The sequence below is a fragment of the Dyella monticola genome (assembly GCF_003363155.1).
Lineage (GTDB): Bacteria > Pseudomonadota > Gammaproteobacteria > Xanthomonadales > Rhodanobacteraceae > Dyella_B > Dyella_B monticola.
In genome coordinates, this window is the sequence record NZ_QRBE01000014.1 from 118,159 (window position 1) to 133,600 (window position 15,442).

The 15,442-nt window shown below is 60.6% G+C and carries 12 protein-coding genes and 1 riboswitch; of the genes, 2 read left to right on the top strand and 10 right to left on the bottom strand.

Annotated elements, in window-relative coordinates:
- The 7 genes from DWU98_RS18685 to metF form a co-directional block, all read right to left on the bottom strand.
- A complete protein-coding gene (locus tag DWU98_RS18685) occupies positions 1-3,078 on the bottom strand; it encodes an error-prone DNA polymerase (protein WP_115497085.1) in 3,078 nt (1,025 codons plus the stop codon).
- The gene (locus tag DWU98_RS18690; protein WP_115497086.1) at positions 3,075-4,475 is read right to left on the bottom strand and encodes a Y-family DNA polymerase; all 1,401 of its coding nucleotides are present in this window, start codon (positions 4,473-4,475) and stop codon (positions 3,075-3,077) included. Before DWU98_RS18690 ends, DWU98_RS18685 begins: the two co-directional genes overlap by 4 nt.
- A gap of 9 nt (positions 4,476-4,484) precedes the next feature.
- Entirely contained in the window at positions 4,485-5,219 is a 735-nt protein-coding gene (gene imuA, locus DWU98_RS18695) for a translesion DNA synthesis-associated protein ImuA (protein WP_115497087.1), read from the bottom strand.
- Positions 5,219-5,839 (bottom strand): transcriptional repressor LexA, encoded by a 621-nt coding sequence (lexA, locus tag DWU98_RS18700; protein WP_115497088.1) that lies wholly within the window; start codon positions 5,837-5,839, stop codon positions 5,219-5,221. Before lexA ends, imuA begins: the two co-directional genes overlap by 1 nt.
- A 77-nt stretch (positions 5,840-5,916) precedes the next feature.
- Positions 5,917-6,834 carry a branched-chain amino acid transaminase gene (locus tag DWU98_RS18705; protein WP_115497089.1) on the bottom strand — a complete coding sequence of 306 codons (918 nt, stop codon included), beginning with the start codon at positions 6,832-6,834 and terminating at the stop codon, positions 5,917-5,919.
- Between the two features lie 55 nt (positions 6,835-6,889).
- Positions 6,890-7,483: a DUF4124 domain-containing protein gene (locus tag DWU98_RS18710; RefSeq protein WP_115497090.1), complete on the bottom strand. Its 594-nt coding sequence runs from the start codon at positions 7,481-7,483 to the stop codon at positions 6,890-6,892.
- A 32-nt stretch (positions 7,484-7,515) separates the two neighbouring features.
- Positions 7,516-8,340: a methylenetetrahydrofolate reductase [NAD(P)H] gene (gene metF / locus DWU98_RS18715; RefSeq protein ID WP_115497091.1), complete on the bottom strand. Its 825-nt coding sequence runs from the start codon at positions 8,338-8,340 to the stop codon at positions 7,516-7,518.
- Between the two features lie 224 nt (positions 8,341-8,564).
- Here metF and DWU98_RS18720 point away from each other — a divergent pair, with 224 nt between their 5' ends.
- Positions 8,565-10,229 (top strand): APC family permease, encoded by a 1,665-nt coding sequence (locus tag DWU98_RS18720; RefSeq protein ID WP_115497092.1) that lies wholly within the window; start codon positions 8,565-8,567, stop codon positions 10,227-10,229.
- Between the two features lie 47 nt (positions 10,230-10,276).
- Here the strand turns inward: DWU98_RS18720 and DWU98_RS18725 are convergent, their stop codons facing one another.
- Genes DWU98_RS18725 through metX form a run of 3 tightly spaced genes read right to left on the bottom strand, consistent with a single transcriptional unit; the run spans position 10,277 to position 13,605 of the window.
- Entirely contained in the window at positions 10,277-11,359 is a 1,083-nt protein-coding gene (locus DWU98_RS18725) for a homoserine dehydrogenase family protein (protein WP_115497093.1), read from the bottom strand.
- The gene (gene metB / locus DWU98_RS18730) at positions 11,356-12,564 is read right to left on the bottom strand and encodes a cystathionine gamma-synthase (RefSeq protein ID WP_115497094.1); all 1,209 of its coding nucleotides are present in this window, start codon (positions 12,562-12,564) and stop codon (positions 11,356-11,358) included. The genes DWU98_RS18725 and metB overlap by 4 nt, the downstream gene beginning before the upstream one ends.
- 3 nt (positions 12,565-12,567) lie before the next feature.
- A complete protein-coding gene (gene metX, locus DWU98_RS18735; RefSeq protein ID WP_115497095.1) occupies positions 12,568-13,605 on the bottom strand; it encodes a homoserine O-succinyltransferase MetX in 1,038 nt (345 codons plus the stop codon).
- Between the two features lie 84 nt (positions 13,606-13,689).
- Positions 13,690-13,805: riboswitch (SAM riboswitch) on the bottom strand.
- Positions 13,806-14,003: 198 nt separating this feature from the next.
- Between metX and DWU98_RS18740 the strand changes: the two genes are divergently transcribed.
- A complete protein-coding gene (locus DWU98_RS18740; protein WP_115497096.1) occupies positions 14,004-15,020 on the top strand; it encodes a cysteine synthase A in 1,017 nt (338 codons plus the stop codon).
- The last annotated feature ends 422 nt before the right edge of the window (positions 15,021-15,442 follow it).

Below are 15,442 nucleotides of genomic sequence, written 5' to 3' on the forward strand. Positions count from 1 at the left end.
TCAATGAAAATCACGCGAGCGCGCATCGAGGTCGGCCAGCATGCTACTGAGATCACGAAGTTTTCGCGCGATCAGGTGACTTACGCCATCAACCGATTCCCAGCGACCTTCGATCGCCATAAGGCGCGCCTCCAGGTAAGGACGCCGCTGCGTTTGCGCGATGTGATTCCACACCACCACGTTCACATGCCCAAACTCGTCTTCGATCGTGATGAAGGTGACGCCACTGGCGGTTTGCGGTTGCTGGCGCTGGGTGACGAGCCCCACGGTGCGTACATGCGATGCGTTCGGCGCCTTCTGCAGGCCGCGAGAATCCAGATAGCGATCGGCGCGCAAACGACTGCGCAACAGCTTCAACGGATGCGGACCAAGGCTCAAGCCGCTGTGCGCATAATCGGCTGTCATGTTTTCAATGGGCGTAGGCAGCGGCAGCACGATGTCATGCTCACGTGGACTTTCGCGCCCGAATAGTGGCAGTTGTGACTCCACGCCAGAGGTGAGCCACAGCGCGCGATGACGATGTCCGGCCAAACCACGCAAAGCGCCTGCGTCGGCCAGCAAGTCCTGATGACGTGCATCCAGTTGCGCGCGTGCGCAAAGATCGACCACATCGCGAAAAGACGCCACATTACGTGCGGCGGAAATACGCTGTGCTATTTTTTCGCTGCAGCCACGCAGTTGGCGCAGCCCCAAGCGCAAGGCCAACCCTTTATCGCCATGTTCATCGGGCTCAAGCGTGCAATCCCAATCGCTGTAGCGCACGTCCACGGGACGCACGCAAATGCCATGCTGCTGCGCATCCTGGACGATCTGACTTGGGCCATAGAATCCCATGGGCTGCGCATTGAGCAATGCGCAAGCGTAAACGGCAGGTTCGTGGCATTTCAGCCAGCTGCTGGTGTAGGCAAGATTGGCAAAACTCGCAGCATGACTTTCCGGAAAGCCATAACTGCCGAAGCCTTTTATCTGATTGAAGATCTGTTCGGCGAATTCCTGGGTGTAGCCTCTTGCCAACATGCCGGAAACCAGTTTTTCGTGGTGTTTTTCCATATCACCGTAACGTTTCCACGCGCCCATGGCTCGCCGCAACTCATCGGCCTCGCCTGGCTCGTAACCGGCCGCAACCATCGCCAGCTTCATGACCTGCTCTTGGAACAAAGGCACACCCAGGGTGCGCTCAAGTACGGGACGCACGGCATCGGAGGGGTATGCTACGGGTTCCTCTTTGCGCCTGCGCCGCAAATAGGGATGCACCATGTCACCTTGAATCGGGCCAGGCCGCACGATGGCTATCTGGATCACCAGGTCGTAGTAGTTGGCTGGCTTGAGTCGCGGCAGCATCGCCATCTGCGCGCGGCTTTCGATCTGGAATACGCCAATGGTGTCGGCGCGCTGGATCATCTGGTAAGTCTTTGCGTCGTCGGAGTCGATCGTCGCGATATCCAGTGCCTTACCGCGATGCTTTTTTACCAGATCGAAACATTTTCGCAGGCATGTCAGCATACCCAGCGCCAGGCAATCGACCTTGAGCAAGCCCATGGCGTCCAGATCGTCTTTATCCCACTGAATGATGGTGCGATTGGGCATGGTCGCGTTTTCGATCGGCACCAGTTCATGCAGGGGGGCATCGTGGATCACGAAGCCGCCCACGTGCTGACTCAGATGGCGCGGCTTGCCGTGCAACTGCGCGGTCAGCGCAAGCAGCTTGCGCATCACGGGCGCTTCGGGATCGAAGCCCTGTTCGCGCAAACGTCCGTGTAGCGGAGCATTCCCCAGACGGAAGAAGCAATTGCCGAGCTTTTCAATCTGGTCCTCGGGCAAACCCAGGACCTTGGCCACATCGCGCACTGCGCTTTTGGTGCGATACGTGATGACCGTGGCAGCAATCGCAGCACGCTCGCGCCCATATTTGTTGTAAACGTACTGGATGACTTCTTCGCGTCGTTCATGCTCGAAATCGACGTCGATATCGGGCGGTTCGTTGCGCTCCATGGAAATAAAGCGCTCCGTCAGGAGGCTGACCTTCGCTGGATTGGCATCGGTTATACCCAACGCGAAACACACAATGGAATTGGCCGCCGAACCGCGACCCTGGCAAAGGATGTCCTGGCTGCGCGCATAACACACCATGTCGTTCACGGTGAGAAAGAATGCCTCGTATTCCTTCTTCTCGATCAGCTTCAGCTCACGCTCGATATCGGCCTGAATCGTGGGCGGCACACCGTTTGGCCAACGTCGGGCCGACCCTTCGGCGACGAGATGACATAGCCATTGCATGGCTGTGTAATGCTCGGGAACCAGCTCTTTGGGGTATTGGTAGTGCAAATCGTCCTTCAATGAGAACGTGCAACGCTTTGCGATGCGAACGCTCTCTTCCAGCAACGCCTTGGAGTAAATTGTTTCCAGCGCGGAACGTTTGCGCAAATGTCGCTCGCCATTGCGAAACAGCACATCTCCAGCTTCGGCGATGGTCGTGCGATGACGAATCGCCGTCATCGTTTGTTGCAAGGGAAGGCGCTTGCGTATATGCATGTGCACGTCACCACTGGCTACGCGCGGCAGTTGCAGTTCGTCACCCAATGTTTCAAGTTCGACAAGACGTGCTTCGTCATTGCTGTCGCGGTGCAGTTCCACCGCGAGCCACGCACGATCGCCGAAGAGGTGCCTCACCCATTGACCATGCTCGCGATTGGCTTCTCGTTCGGGCATCCACAGCACCAACGTGCCGGGCGCACCGTCGGCCATATTGGCCCTGGTGAGGTGATAGTCGCCCTTTTCGGAAGCTCGCCGCCCCTGCGTAATCAAACGACACAGCGAAACATAACCTTGCTTGTTCTGCGCCAGAAACACCAGCTTGGGACCATCGGCAAGCCGGATTTCCGTGCCGACGATCAACGGTACTTTCGCATCGCGGGAGGCTTCCCACGCCCGCACGATACCGGCAAGCGAGCATTCGTCGGTAATCGCCAACGCGGTATAGCCGCACGTATGGGCGCGCTCGAAAAGTTCGTGTGCGCTGGACGCTCCACGCTGGAACGAGAAATCCGACAGGCAGTGCAGTTCCGCGTAATCGCTCATGCGAACCACCCGTGCAACATCCAGCCGGATTGTTCATCCGGCGCGCAAAAGGCCCACGCACGTTGTCCGAGCGACGTTTTGACGATGTAGTAATCGCGACGCATCTCGCCGCCATCCCACCATCCGGTTTCCAACCGTTCCGGGCCGGCGAGAATATGCACCGTGCCGCGCAAGGGAACGGGACGCTCCAACAACCAGGTGGGACGCGCTCTTGGCTCGATAAAGTCTCCGTCTTGAACAGCTACGCGTTGCGAGTACTCCGGGCGCGGGTCAATGGTGGTGCCCCAGCGATACACCGCGTCATCGCCCAATCGTGCACGCAAGCGTTCGCGCAGTTGTTCGAAAGGCAGCGCATGGGCAGGACGTTCATCGAACAGATCGCAACTAGCCGGCGTGAAACCGGGCAGATCGTCGGCAATCAACCGTAGCGATAATACGGGCGCAGGCAACTGTACCTGTTCCAGGCGACCACGTGCCGCATCGAACAACACCTCAGCATCGCGTTCGGGCGAGAGCATGCCCACGAGCACCTGTGTAGCGTCGCCTTCACGATGTTCCAGCCGCAGTGCAAACCGCTGCACGCCGCCATCGCGGCCGCAAAGATAAGCGGCAAGATCGCCCATCATCCGCTTCAGCGGAAAAACCAGCGCCGCGATGTTCTCCACTTCGTGCGACAGTTCGATGCGCCAATCCACCGCATCGGGCGGTACGAACAGATCAAGCCCTGCCGGTGCATCGCCCAGCAGACGATCCATCGCTTGCAAGAGTTCCTTGCCGAAACGACGTTGCAGGCCATCACGTGGCATGCGCAGCACTTGCCCCAGAGAGCGGATGCCCATGCGCGGCAATGCATCTATGGCATGGTCTGGCAAGCGACTGTATCGCAAGGGCACGTCATCGAGCGCACGCTGCATCGTTTCGTGTGTGAAAGCGGCCTGACCATCGCTCACACCCGCGAGCACGTAGGCGGCGTGCGGCGTAGGTGCGGCTACGATGCGATGGTGAAAGCCCAGCGCCGCAAAATCGCTGCGCAGGTTGCGCTCCATCGTCGACCATTCGCCCAAAAGATGTCGGCTGCGGCTGATTTCCAACACGATGGCCTGCGGCAATAACGCCACCTGCGAGCTGTAGCGATAGGCCACGCCAGCGAGAAACTGCTGCCAGCGATGAACCTCGGATGCGTCGTACGGAATCGCTTCAAAACGCGCCAGCAGGGCCTGCGCAGTGGTCAGGCGTTGACCGGTGTGCAGACCCGCCTTGCGCGCAGAAGCATTGACGGCGACGACAACCCTGGCATTGAGCGGGCCGTCCACCAGCACCAGCGGACTGTCATCCGGGCGGCGACGGAGGACGCCATCCAGCGCCAATCGCGGCAGCAACAGACAGGCCCACAACATAGACGGGCCTCACGCCGTTTGCTTCTTTCGAGCGTGATTCCAGCAAAGGCCGGAATCGGGCATGCGAGGCATATGCTGATGAACCACATGCATCGCCTCCCGATTCCAGCCTTCGCTGGAAAGACGTTGAGAGGGATCGAAAGGAATCGGTTGCGATGGCGCGTTGCCACCACGGCATTTACGTATCCAGATGGACGTATGTGGCGAGGTTGCAAGTTCGAGCCGCAATGCGGCAGGCGAGGCGTTCGCCATATGCCGGCGATCGCGAAACACGAATGCCAGCGCTTGACCGGTATCTGCCGCCACTTGCAAGCGCCGCAGACTTCGATCATCTGCCTGAAGCGGCCATGCCAATACGGCAGCACAACTGCCCGAACGCAGACATTGCTCGGCAGCCCATAACACCTGCTTTTCTTCCGTGTCGACGATTTCCAGTTGCTGCAGATTCACGCCTTGCTGGCGCCATCCCATCGCACACGGTAGATACGGTGGTGCAATTAACAACACGGGGCGATGCCCTTGCGTAAGTCGCGCCACGGTTGGCAGCACCAATTGCAACTCGCCGATGCCATCGGCCGGCAACAGGATTTCCGTCAGTGACGCTTCGGGCCAACCACGCGCCGGCAATAGCGCATCAAGCATGGGCCAGCCCGTGGGCTGGCCGCCTTCGATCGGCGGTACCGCCTGCCCACGCCAAACGTGCCGTGCATCCAGCAAGTTCGACAACACTACCGCCGCACTCATCAGCTGCCCCTCACGAGGCCAGCGAAAAGCCCTTCGATGGCGAAGTCTTCCGTGGGATCGGGATCGATGGGCTGATAGCCGGGGCTGTTCGGCAGCAGGCGGATCACATCGCCTTTCCAGTACAGCCGCTTGATGGTGAAGCGATCGCTCGCCACGCGGGCGGCCACCACCTGGCCGTGGCGTGCTACCGGTGTGGCGTGCACGGCGACGAGGTCGCCATCGAGAATGCCCTCGTCGCGCATCGAGTCGCCGATAACGCGCACGAGATAATCCGGCTTCAGGCGGAACAGCCAGCGCGATACATGCAGGCTGCGCTCCACCCGCGACTCAGAAAAAATCGGCTCGCCTGCCGCGATGCGGCCGATCAGCGGCAACTCCAAGGTATCGGCTGCGAGCGGATCGACTTCCTGGATCAGCCGGATGCCGCGTGAGCGATTGGGTTCGACCACCAGCCGGCCCTTGGCCTCCAGCGAGCGTACATGCTTGAGCACGGCGCTGACGCTTGGAATGCCCATCGCCTGCCCGATCTGCTCCAGCGTCGGGGCCTCTCCATCGCGCTCCACGCGCTCGCGGATGAAGGCGAGGATATTGAACTGGCGGCTGGTGAGCTGGAGGGTCATGGGTACATCTTTTCACCTTTTTAGGTGAAAATGAAGCCCCTCTCCTGAACCCTCCGCCTGACTAGCGCCTCAGGGGGTCAAACCGGCTCCAGCCAGCCCCACTTGTCCTGAGTCTTGCCGTTGAACAGGCCGAAGTAGAGCTCCTGCAAGCGACGTGTGACGCGTCCTGCCTTGCCGCTGCCGACCTGCTTGCCGTCGATCTCGCGGATGGGCGTGATTTCGGCGGCGGTGCCGCACATCAATACTTCATCGGCCAAATACAGGTATTCGCGCGGGATGTCGCGTTCCACCACTTCGATGCCGTCTTCGCGCGCCAGCACCTTGATGGTGTCGCGGGTGATGCCGGCGAGGATCGAAGCGCTGGCTGGCGTGGTGTGCAGCACGCCATCGAACACCAGGAACAGGTTTTCGCCCGCACCTTCGCTGAGCAGGCCGCTGGAGGCCAGCGCGATGCCTTCACCGAAACCCAGGCGACGCGCTTCACGCGCCACCAACTGTCCGGAAAGATAGTTGCCACCGGCCTTGGCGCCTGCGGGAATGGTATTGGGCGCAAAACGCTGCCAGCTCGACACGCAGGCCGTGATGCCCACTTCCAACGCCTCGGGCCCCAGATACGGGCCCATCGGCCAGGTCGCCACGGCGACATCGATCGGCGTTTCGGCGGAAAGCCCGAAACCACCGAGGCCGCGATAGGCCACCGGACGCAGATAGGCAGCGGAAAAACCGTTCTTGCGGACCACTTCGCGGCATGCTGCGGCCAGTTCGTCCTGCGAGTACGGCAGCACCATGTCGTAGATCTTGGCCGAGAGGTACAGGCGCTTTAAGTGATCGGTGAGGCGAAAGATCGCCGCGCCTTCCGGCGTGACGTAGCTGCGTATCCCTTCGAAGATCGATGAGCCGTAATGCAAGGCATGCGACATCACGTGGGCGGTGGCGTCCTTCCACGGCTTGATTTCACCGTTTTGCCAAATCCATTCGGGATACTGCTGGGCCATGAGGGATCTCCGTTGGGGACCGCCCATGATAACGTGCCGAAGCTTTCGGCACCTTTCATTGAAGTTGCAACCACACGCAGCCGGAGCGATGCACGACGTCAAAGCGCGTTTGCTCGCCCGTGCCACTGCCGTCGTCGGATTCGGTTTGCACGATCAGCGCGTCACCATGCGCAGGCGTTTGGTTGGGTGATGCGGATAAGGAGAGTTGAGAAGCATCGGCATCGCCTCCGTCGGCGGATGCCGACGAGGAAGAAGCCGGCTCGCTTTGGACGCTAAGCAGCGGATGCGACATCAAGCGTGTGAACAGGCGGATATCGGCCACCGCGGCATCTTTTTCGTCCCCACTCCATAGCATCAGGCCAGCAAGACGATTGGGTTTGCGGTCGGCGAACGCGTCGATGACTGCTTGCTTGAGTTGCTGAACATCCGTCGCGCAGGTGACGGCGGGCGGCTGGGAGGTACTTGCCGATGCAGGTGCGCTTGCTGTCGAGGCCGGCGCCGGCAACGCGGGCTTGGCATTGACGTCAGCGCATGCGCGGTCGGTGAAAACCGGGATGCCGTCAGCGCCGATGCAACGATGAATATCGCCTTGCGCCTTAGCGCAAACAGGCACGAGCATAAGCAGCAGGAGAAAAGCGAAAGCACGCATCGGGCAAGCATAGCCCGATGCTTCATGCACGATCAGTGGAGCTGCTCGAGCACGGCGCGCGTCGCTTTCGCACGGTTCAGCGTGTAGAAGTGCAACGCCGGCGCGCCACCTTCCAGCAGGCGACGGCACAGTTGCGCCACGACTTCTGCGCCCATGGCGCGGATGGAATCGGCATCGTCGTAATACGCTTGCATGCGCTTGGCAATCCAGCGCGGAATTTCCGCGCCGCAGGCATCGGAAAAACGCTTGAGCTGCGCGTAATTGGAAATGGGCATGATGCCGGGCACGATCGGCACCGTCACGCCCATGCGGCGCACGTCGTCGACGAAGCAAAAATAAGCATCCGCATTGAAGAAATACTGCGTGATCGCACCGTTCGCACCCGCATCGATCTTGGCCTTGAAGTGGCGCAGATCAGCCTGGACGTCTTCGGCCTGCGGATGCATTTCCGGATACGCCGCCACCTCGACATGAAAATGATCGCCGCTGTGTTGGCGGATGAAGCGCACCAGCTCGGCGGCATAACGGAAATCACCCGGCGTCGCCATGCCCGAGGGCAGATCGCCACGCAGCGCGACGATGCGCTTGTAACCGGCCGCGCGATAGGTATCCAAGAGCTCGGCAATTTCCTTGCGAGTGCCGCCCATACAGGACAAATGCGGTGCGACATCCAGCCCATGCTGCTGATGCAAGCGCGCTACCGTTTCGCTGGTGTAGCTCAGGGTGGAACCGCCGGCACCGAAGGTCACGGAGACATACTCGGGCTTGAGCGCCTTCAGTTCCTTGGCGGTCTTGTCGAGCTGGGTGCGCTGTTCGTCGGTCTTGGGCGGAAAGAATTCGAAACTGATGGCCGGCATGGCAGGGTCCTTGGCGTCAGGCCGACAGTATATATATCTCTTCCTCGAGATGAAAAGATATATATATCCACCTGTCCTAAGCACGCCCATGCAGCGGCGGCGACCCGCTTTGTGCAGAGGCACCCCAACCTCTTGCAGGCTGACACTGCATATTCCGGTCTGTCATCATCGCCGGATTGTGTCGTCCCAAGGGCGGCCGCTGGTTTGGCTTCATGGAGTGCTCGATGTCTTCTTCCAACGCGATCCGCCGCGACGTCGGCCCGTTCGCTCTCATGCTTACCGGGCTGGGCTCGATCATCGGCTCGGGCTGGCTGTTCGGAGCATGGAAAGCGGCCGGCCTGGCCGGTCCCGGTGCCGTCTGGGCATGGGTGCTAGGCGCGGCGATCATCATGACCATTGCGCTGACCTACGCGGAACTGGGCGCGATGTTTCCCGAATCGGGTGGCATGGTGCGCTACGGTCATTACTCGCACGGCTCGCTGGTGGGCTTTATCGCGGCATGGGCAAACTGGATCGCGATCGTGTCGGTGATTCCGGTGGAAGCCGAAGCCTCCGTGCAATACATGGCTTCATGGCCATGGGCCTGGGCGCAGGACATGTATCACGTCACTAATGGTGTGGGCGAACTGAGCCCCAACGGCCTGGCCATCGCGGCAGTGCTGGTGATCATCTACTTCCTGCTCAATTTCTGGAGCGTGAAGCTGTTCGCGCACTCCAACACCACCATTACGGTGTTCAAGTTGATCGTGCCGGCGGCAACCGGGCTGGCGCTGATCGCCAGCGGTTTTCATCCGGAGAATTTCTCGGTGGGCGTGCATGGTGACAAGCACGCGATCGATATCGCTGCGGTGCTCACCGCGGTGGCCACAGCCGGTATCGTTTTCAGCTTCAACGGCTTCCAGAGTCCGGTGAATCTCGCTGGCGAAGCGCGTAATCCCGGGCGCAGCATTCCGCTTGCCGTGGTCGGTTCGATTTTGTTGGCGACGGTGGTGTACGTGATTCTCCAAGTCGCCTACATCGGCGCAGTGCCGCAAAACTTGCTCGCCAAGGCGGGCTGGCACGGTATCGACTTCCGTTCGCCGTTCGCGGAATTGGCGATCATCGTCAACCTGCACTGGCTGGCGATGCTGCTGTATGTGGATGCATTCATCAGCCCCAGTGGCACCGGCATGACCTATACCGCCACCACTGCGCGCATGATCTACGGCATGGAACGCAACGGCACATTGCCGAAGATCCTTGGTACCGTGCATCCAAAATGGGGCGTGCCGCGCCCGGCGATGTGGCTTAACTTGGCGGTGTCGTTCCTGTTCCTGTTCTTCTTCCGTGGATGGGGCACGTTGGCCGCAGTGATTTCGGTGGCGACGATCATTTCCTATCTCACCGGTCCGGTAAGCGTGATGACGTTGCGTCGTACGGCCACGGAGTTGCATCGTCCGCTGCGCATCGTGGGCTTGCCGGTGCTCGCCGGTGTCGCCTTCATCATGGCGACCGAATTGTTGTATTGGGCGAAGTGGCCGCTCACGGGCGAAATCATTCTGCTGATGGTGGTGGCGTTGCCGGTTTATCTGTATTACCAGGCGAAATCGGGCTGGCATGATTTTGGACGGCAACTGAAAGGTGCATGCTGGCTGATCGTTTATCTGCCCACTATTGCCATCGTGTCGTGGCTGGGAAGTACCACGTTTGGCGGGCGCGGTTATCTCTCTTACGGCAGCGACCTTGTCGTCGTGGCTGTCGTTGGCCTGGTGTTCTATGTGTGGGGCGTGAAATCCGGCTGGCGCACACCAGCGGTGGAAGCGGCACGCGGGGAGGCGCATACCCATCCGGATCTGCCGTTGGTACCGCCGGATGAGGAAACAGCTGAGCGCGTTGTTCGCGACCGATAGCTGAGCATAGCTCGTCGCGCCGCTAACAAGGCGGCGCGTGTGTTCGATCAACCAAGCGCCAGAATGTCGCCCAGCAATGCTTGCGCGGTAACTTCGGGACCTGCACCAGGCCCCTGGATCACCAGCGGCTGCGTGTGATAGCGCGTGGTGGTCAATGCGAATTGATTGTCGGTGCCATACAACCGTGCAGCGGGATGCGTGACCGGTACTTCCGTAATGCCCACGCGCGCCCGGCCACGCTGATTGAGCCGCGCGAGAAAACGCAGTACCTGACCGCGCGCGCGCGCCGTGTCATGCAACGCAGCCAGCGGTCCGTCCAGTTCTTCAAGACGCTCAAGAAATGTTTCGGTGGAAATATCGCGCAGACTTTCCGGCACGAGGCTTTCCACTACCACTTCGTCGCTGCCGAGTGCGAACCCGGCGTTGCGCGCGAGGATCAGCAGCTTGCGCGCAACGTCTTCGCCCGACAGGTCGGCACGTGGATCAGGCTCGGTATAACCAAGCCTGCGCGCTTCGCGCAGCAATTCGGAAAACGGACGGCTACCGTCATACTGATTGAACAGGTAGGAAAGCGAACCGGAGAACACGCCTTCAAGCGTAAGCAGACTATCGCCGCAATCACACAGGCGTCGCAGCGTGGAAAGCACGGGCAAACCTGCCCCGACGGTAGCTGAATCGCCATAACGCCCGCCCGCCGCACGTGCCGCTTGCAGGGCGCGCCAACCTGACAAGTGGCCACCGGCCAACGATTTATTGGCGGTAACGACGTGATAGCCGCGAGCCAGCCAGTCGGCATGACGCGAAGCCAACTCGGTCGATGCCGTGGCGTCGACGACCACTTTCAACGTTGCGTGATGCGCATCCAGGGCCGACAGCAATGCCACATCGTCGCGCGTTGCGCCTTCGCGCTTGAGTCGCTCGCGCAAATCGCGCGCGGCAAGCTGTGCGGCTTCCGTCTGTTGTTTGCGCGAATTGGCCGCGCCGACCAGGTGCAGACGCTTCGCGACCGGCGTGCACAACAGTTTCAAAAAAGCACCACCCACCACGCCAGTACCCAGCAAAACGAGCGCCACCTGCTGCGGTGCGGTAACCGATTTGGGAACGGATGCTTCAGCGAGCACCGCACTCACGCAGTCACCCGGCGTTTCGAAGCATTCCCGCTCACAGCCAGCGCGCGTTGCAGGCCTGCGCCAAGATCGTGCAACAAATCATCACCATCTTCGATGCCAATGGACAAGCGCAGCAGCGTATCGGCGATGCCGGCCGCGCGACGAGCTTCCGGTGCCATGGCAGCGTGCGTCATTGAGGCGGGATGCGCGACCAGGCTTTCCACGCCACCGAGCGATTCGGCCAGCGAGAAGTAATGCAAGCCGTCGACGAAGGCTTCGATCTGCGAAACATCCCCATGCAGTTCGAAACTCAGCATGGCGCCGAAACCCTGCTGCTGGCGCGCAGCCAGTGCGTGACCGGCGTGGTGTTCCAGCCCCGGGAAATACACCTTGCTTACGGCATCGTGTTGATCAAGGTAGGCGGCAATGCGCTCTGCATTTTCCTGGTGCTGACGCAGGCGCACGCCGAGCGTGCGCAGGCCACGCAACGTCAGAAAGCTATCGAAGGGCGCACCGGTAAGACCATTGCAGTTGCCCCACCACTTCAACTGTTCCGCCACGGCCGCATCACGCGCAACAACGGCACCACCTACCACGTCGCTGTGGCCGTTGATGTATTTGGTCGTCGAATGCACGACCACGTCAGCGCCAAGCGCGAGCGGCTGCTGCAATGCTGGCGACAGGAACGTATTGTCGACGACAACGAGCGCGCCAACTGCATGCGCAGCCTGCGCCACGTGACGGATGTCAGTGATGCGCAACAGCGGATTGGATGGTGTCTCCACCCATACGAGCGCCGGCTTCGACGCCAGACCTTCGGCGAGCGCGTGGCTGTCGGTGAGATCGGCAAAGCGAACGTTGAAACGTCCCTTCTTGGCCCAAGCGTCGAGCAGTCGCCAGGTACCGCCGTAACAATCGTGCGCCGCAAGTACGGTGGCGCCTGCGGGAACCAGTTCCAGCGCCAAAGCGACTGCCGCCATGCCACTGGCCGTGACGACCGCGCCCACGCCCTGCTCGAGTTCGGCTAGCGCGTTGCCGAGCAGATCACGCGTGGGATTTCCGCTGCGCGAGTAGTCGTACGCGCGCTTGCCCCCTAGCCCGGTAAAACTGTAATTGGTAGACAGATGCAACGGCGGCACGATCGCGCCGTGCTGAGTATCCGTTTCAATGCCTGCGCGCACGGCACGCGTGCTGGCGGCGGTTTCCTTGGCAATATCGGCGCACATGGCTCAAGCTCCACAACGACTCGGGAGGGCCTGGCGCAGCAGCGGCGCCAGTTTGTTGGTTTCTTTCAAAAATGCATCATGGCCGTACGGGGAATCGACCACTTCCAGCGTTGCCGACCCGCGCAAACGACGTTGCAGTTCGCACAGATCCGCCAAAGGCACCAGGCGATCGGAAGGGAAGCCGATCAAGGTAGCCGGCACGGTGATCGATTCGGGCGCAATGTCGTGTAGATCGATGGATTCGGACAATGCGAGAAAACGTTCCAGATCGAAACGTTCGACGAAACGACGACCGGCGTGCTCCAAATAATCTTCCACCGGGAAATGGAAGCGACCCTCCCGATAATCCGGTGTACCTTCGAAACGGCGCGCAAATTCCTCGCTCCCGCGATAGGTGGTCATCGCCAACTGGCGTGCTAGCGAAAGCGCCTGATCGATGTGGCCCGACGATTGGCCCAGGCGAAGAATCTGGCGCTGAATCGCACGCTGCGCCGTGGACATGGGATGCGCACGATGTGCACCGGCGAGCAGAACCAGCTTCTCCAGCTTGCCCGGATGACGTGCAGCGAAAGCGAGCGCCGTCATGGCACCGTAGGACGAACCGATAAATGCAGCCACCGAGTCAATACGGAGCGCATCGACCAGCGCAGCGAGCGCGTCGGCTTGATCTTCACTGGAAATCGCGCGTGGAGCGTTTTCGAAATCCGACGGGGTCAACCAGTCGATGCTGAGCACGCGGCAATGCGCCAGATCGATCGCTTGCCCATGCCCGACCAGCTCGGACCACCAACCGGACTTGCCGTCATCGGAGCCTGCCACATGGCGATCGGCGGAAATACCGCCTTGCACGATGACCGTGGGCGCACCCGGAGCACCCATCCACTGATAGCGTACGAGCACGGCGCTCGATCCGTTGCCGTACTTGGGTTGCACGGTCAGGCGACGGGAGCTGCGCTGTTCCGTAAGCGCGCCACGTGAGTGCAATGGCACGATCACGGCCGTGTGACGATCGTCGAGTGAAGAATTGGCGAGGCGAGGCATCTTCTTGGTTCTCCTGGTACATCGCCCTGCGGAGAACCTTTGAGGAGTTGCCGTCTACAGCCATGCGACGCACGGGTTGACGACATCCCATCTACCGGTCGGCGCCTAAGCACCCCGCAGGAGTTGGCACCGTTACAGGGTTGATCCTGCGGGTTGCCCCGGCTTCAAAGGGCCTGTCCCTCAGCCGGTCTCGATGAGTGGAATTGACTATACAGACGGTGTTTTCAAGCGTCAATGGACGTTTAGACGTCTAAACGTAAAAACAGCTCAAGAGAACCGGTTATTACCGCCATATGGAAAATGGCCATATCCCGGAGATGCTGGCCCAGTCCAGTGGGTGGCAAGCTGGCGCGCTAGCGGTATCCTCACCGTGACCCTCCTTCAGGATCGCCCTCGACATGAGCATCAAGCCGGACCTCTCCTCGGCCGTCGGCCACACCCCTCTCCTGCGTCTTCGCCATGCTTCGGAGCTGACCGGCTGCGAGGTGCTGGGCAAGGCCGAATTCCTCAACCCCGGCGGTTCCATCAAGGACCGTACGGCGCTAGGACTGATCCTGGACGCGGAGCACAAGGGACTGCTCCGGCCGGGGGCCACGATCGTGGAAGGCACGGCGGGCAATACGGGGATCGGGATGGCACTGATCGGTGCAAGCCGCGGCTACCGGACGGTGATTTTCATGCCTGACACGCAGAGCCGGGAGAAAATCGATACCTTACGTGTGGCGGGCGCCGAAGTACGGCTAGTACCAGCCGCTCCCTTCAAAGACCCGAGGCATTACGTACACATTGCCCGCGCCTACTGCGAAAGCTTGAACGAACAAGCGGCGGGGAGTGCCTGGTTCGGCAATCAGTTCGACAACACGGCCAATCGCGACTGGCACCAGGCGACCACGGCGGTAGAGATATGGGAGCAAACCGGGGGGGGAATCGATGGCTTCGTCTGCTCTGCGGGCACAGGGGGTACGCTCGCCGGTGTCGGCGCTGCTCTGAAGTCGCGCAAATCCGCTGTGAAGATTGCACTTTCCGATCCCACTGGATCGGCGCTCGCCCATTACATCAACCGTGGCGAATTGCTCGCGGAAGGAAATTCCATCAGCGAGGGCATCGGCTCCAGCCGCATTACGGCCAACTTCCAGGACGCCCCTATCGATCTGGCTTGGTCGATTCCGGATCAGGAATCTGTCCCGCTAGCACATCAGCTGCTGCGTGATGAGGGGTGGTGCGTGGGAGGTTCCAGCGGCGTCAATCTGGCGGGAGCGATTCGGCTCGCGAAAGCACTCGGACCGGGGCATACCATCGTCACCGTGCTGGCCGATGCCGGCACGCGCTATCAGGCCAAGCTGTTCAATCCGGCTTTTCTTCGGGAGAAAGGTATTCCCGTTCCAGGCTGGCTGCAGCAATCGTTCGGCGGCTAGCACAAGGCGCACTTCAAACCACGCGCATTAACCTGGCCGCGTCCAACGGGACAGCCTTGGGACAGCGGATGCGCGATGACGTCGGTAGCATTCGAAAGGATCACCATCGTCTGCGTTACCGGCTTTCCGGGCGCTCGTGGCGCTGCACTTCCATGTGCTTGGTCACAAGCAATAACCTCGATGGAGCATTGACATCCAACCCTCTCCGTGCGATCGGTCATCAGCTGGGCACGTTTCCAGCAGAACGCTCAGGTGGCTATAAAGCAAAACGCACTCCCGGCGAAGGAAGGTGTTTTTAGGGATAAGGCCCTAGGGTGAGTCGTTGGGGATGTACCCGGCGCACCAAAGCAAAAACCCCCACCGGACTCGGTGAGGGTTTTTTAGGATAAAGCCCCTGGCGGTGACCTACTCTTGCATGGAAG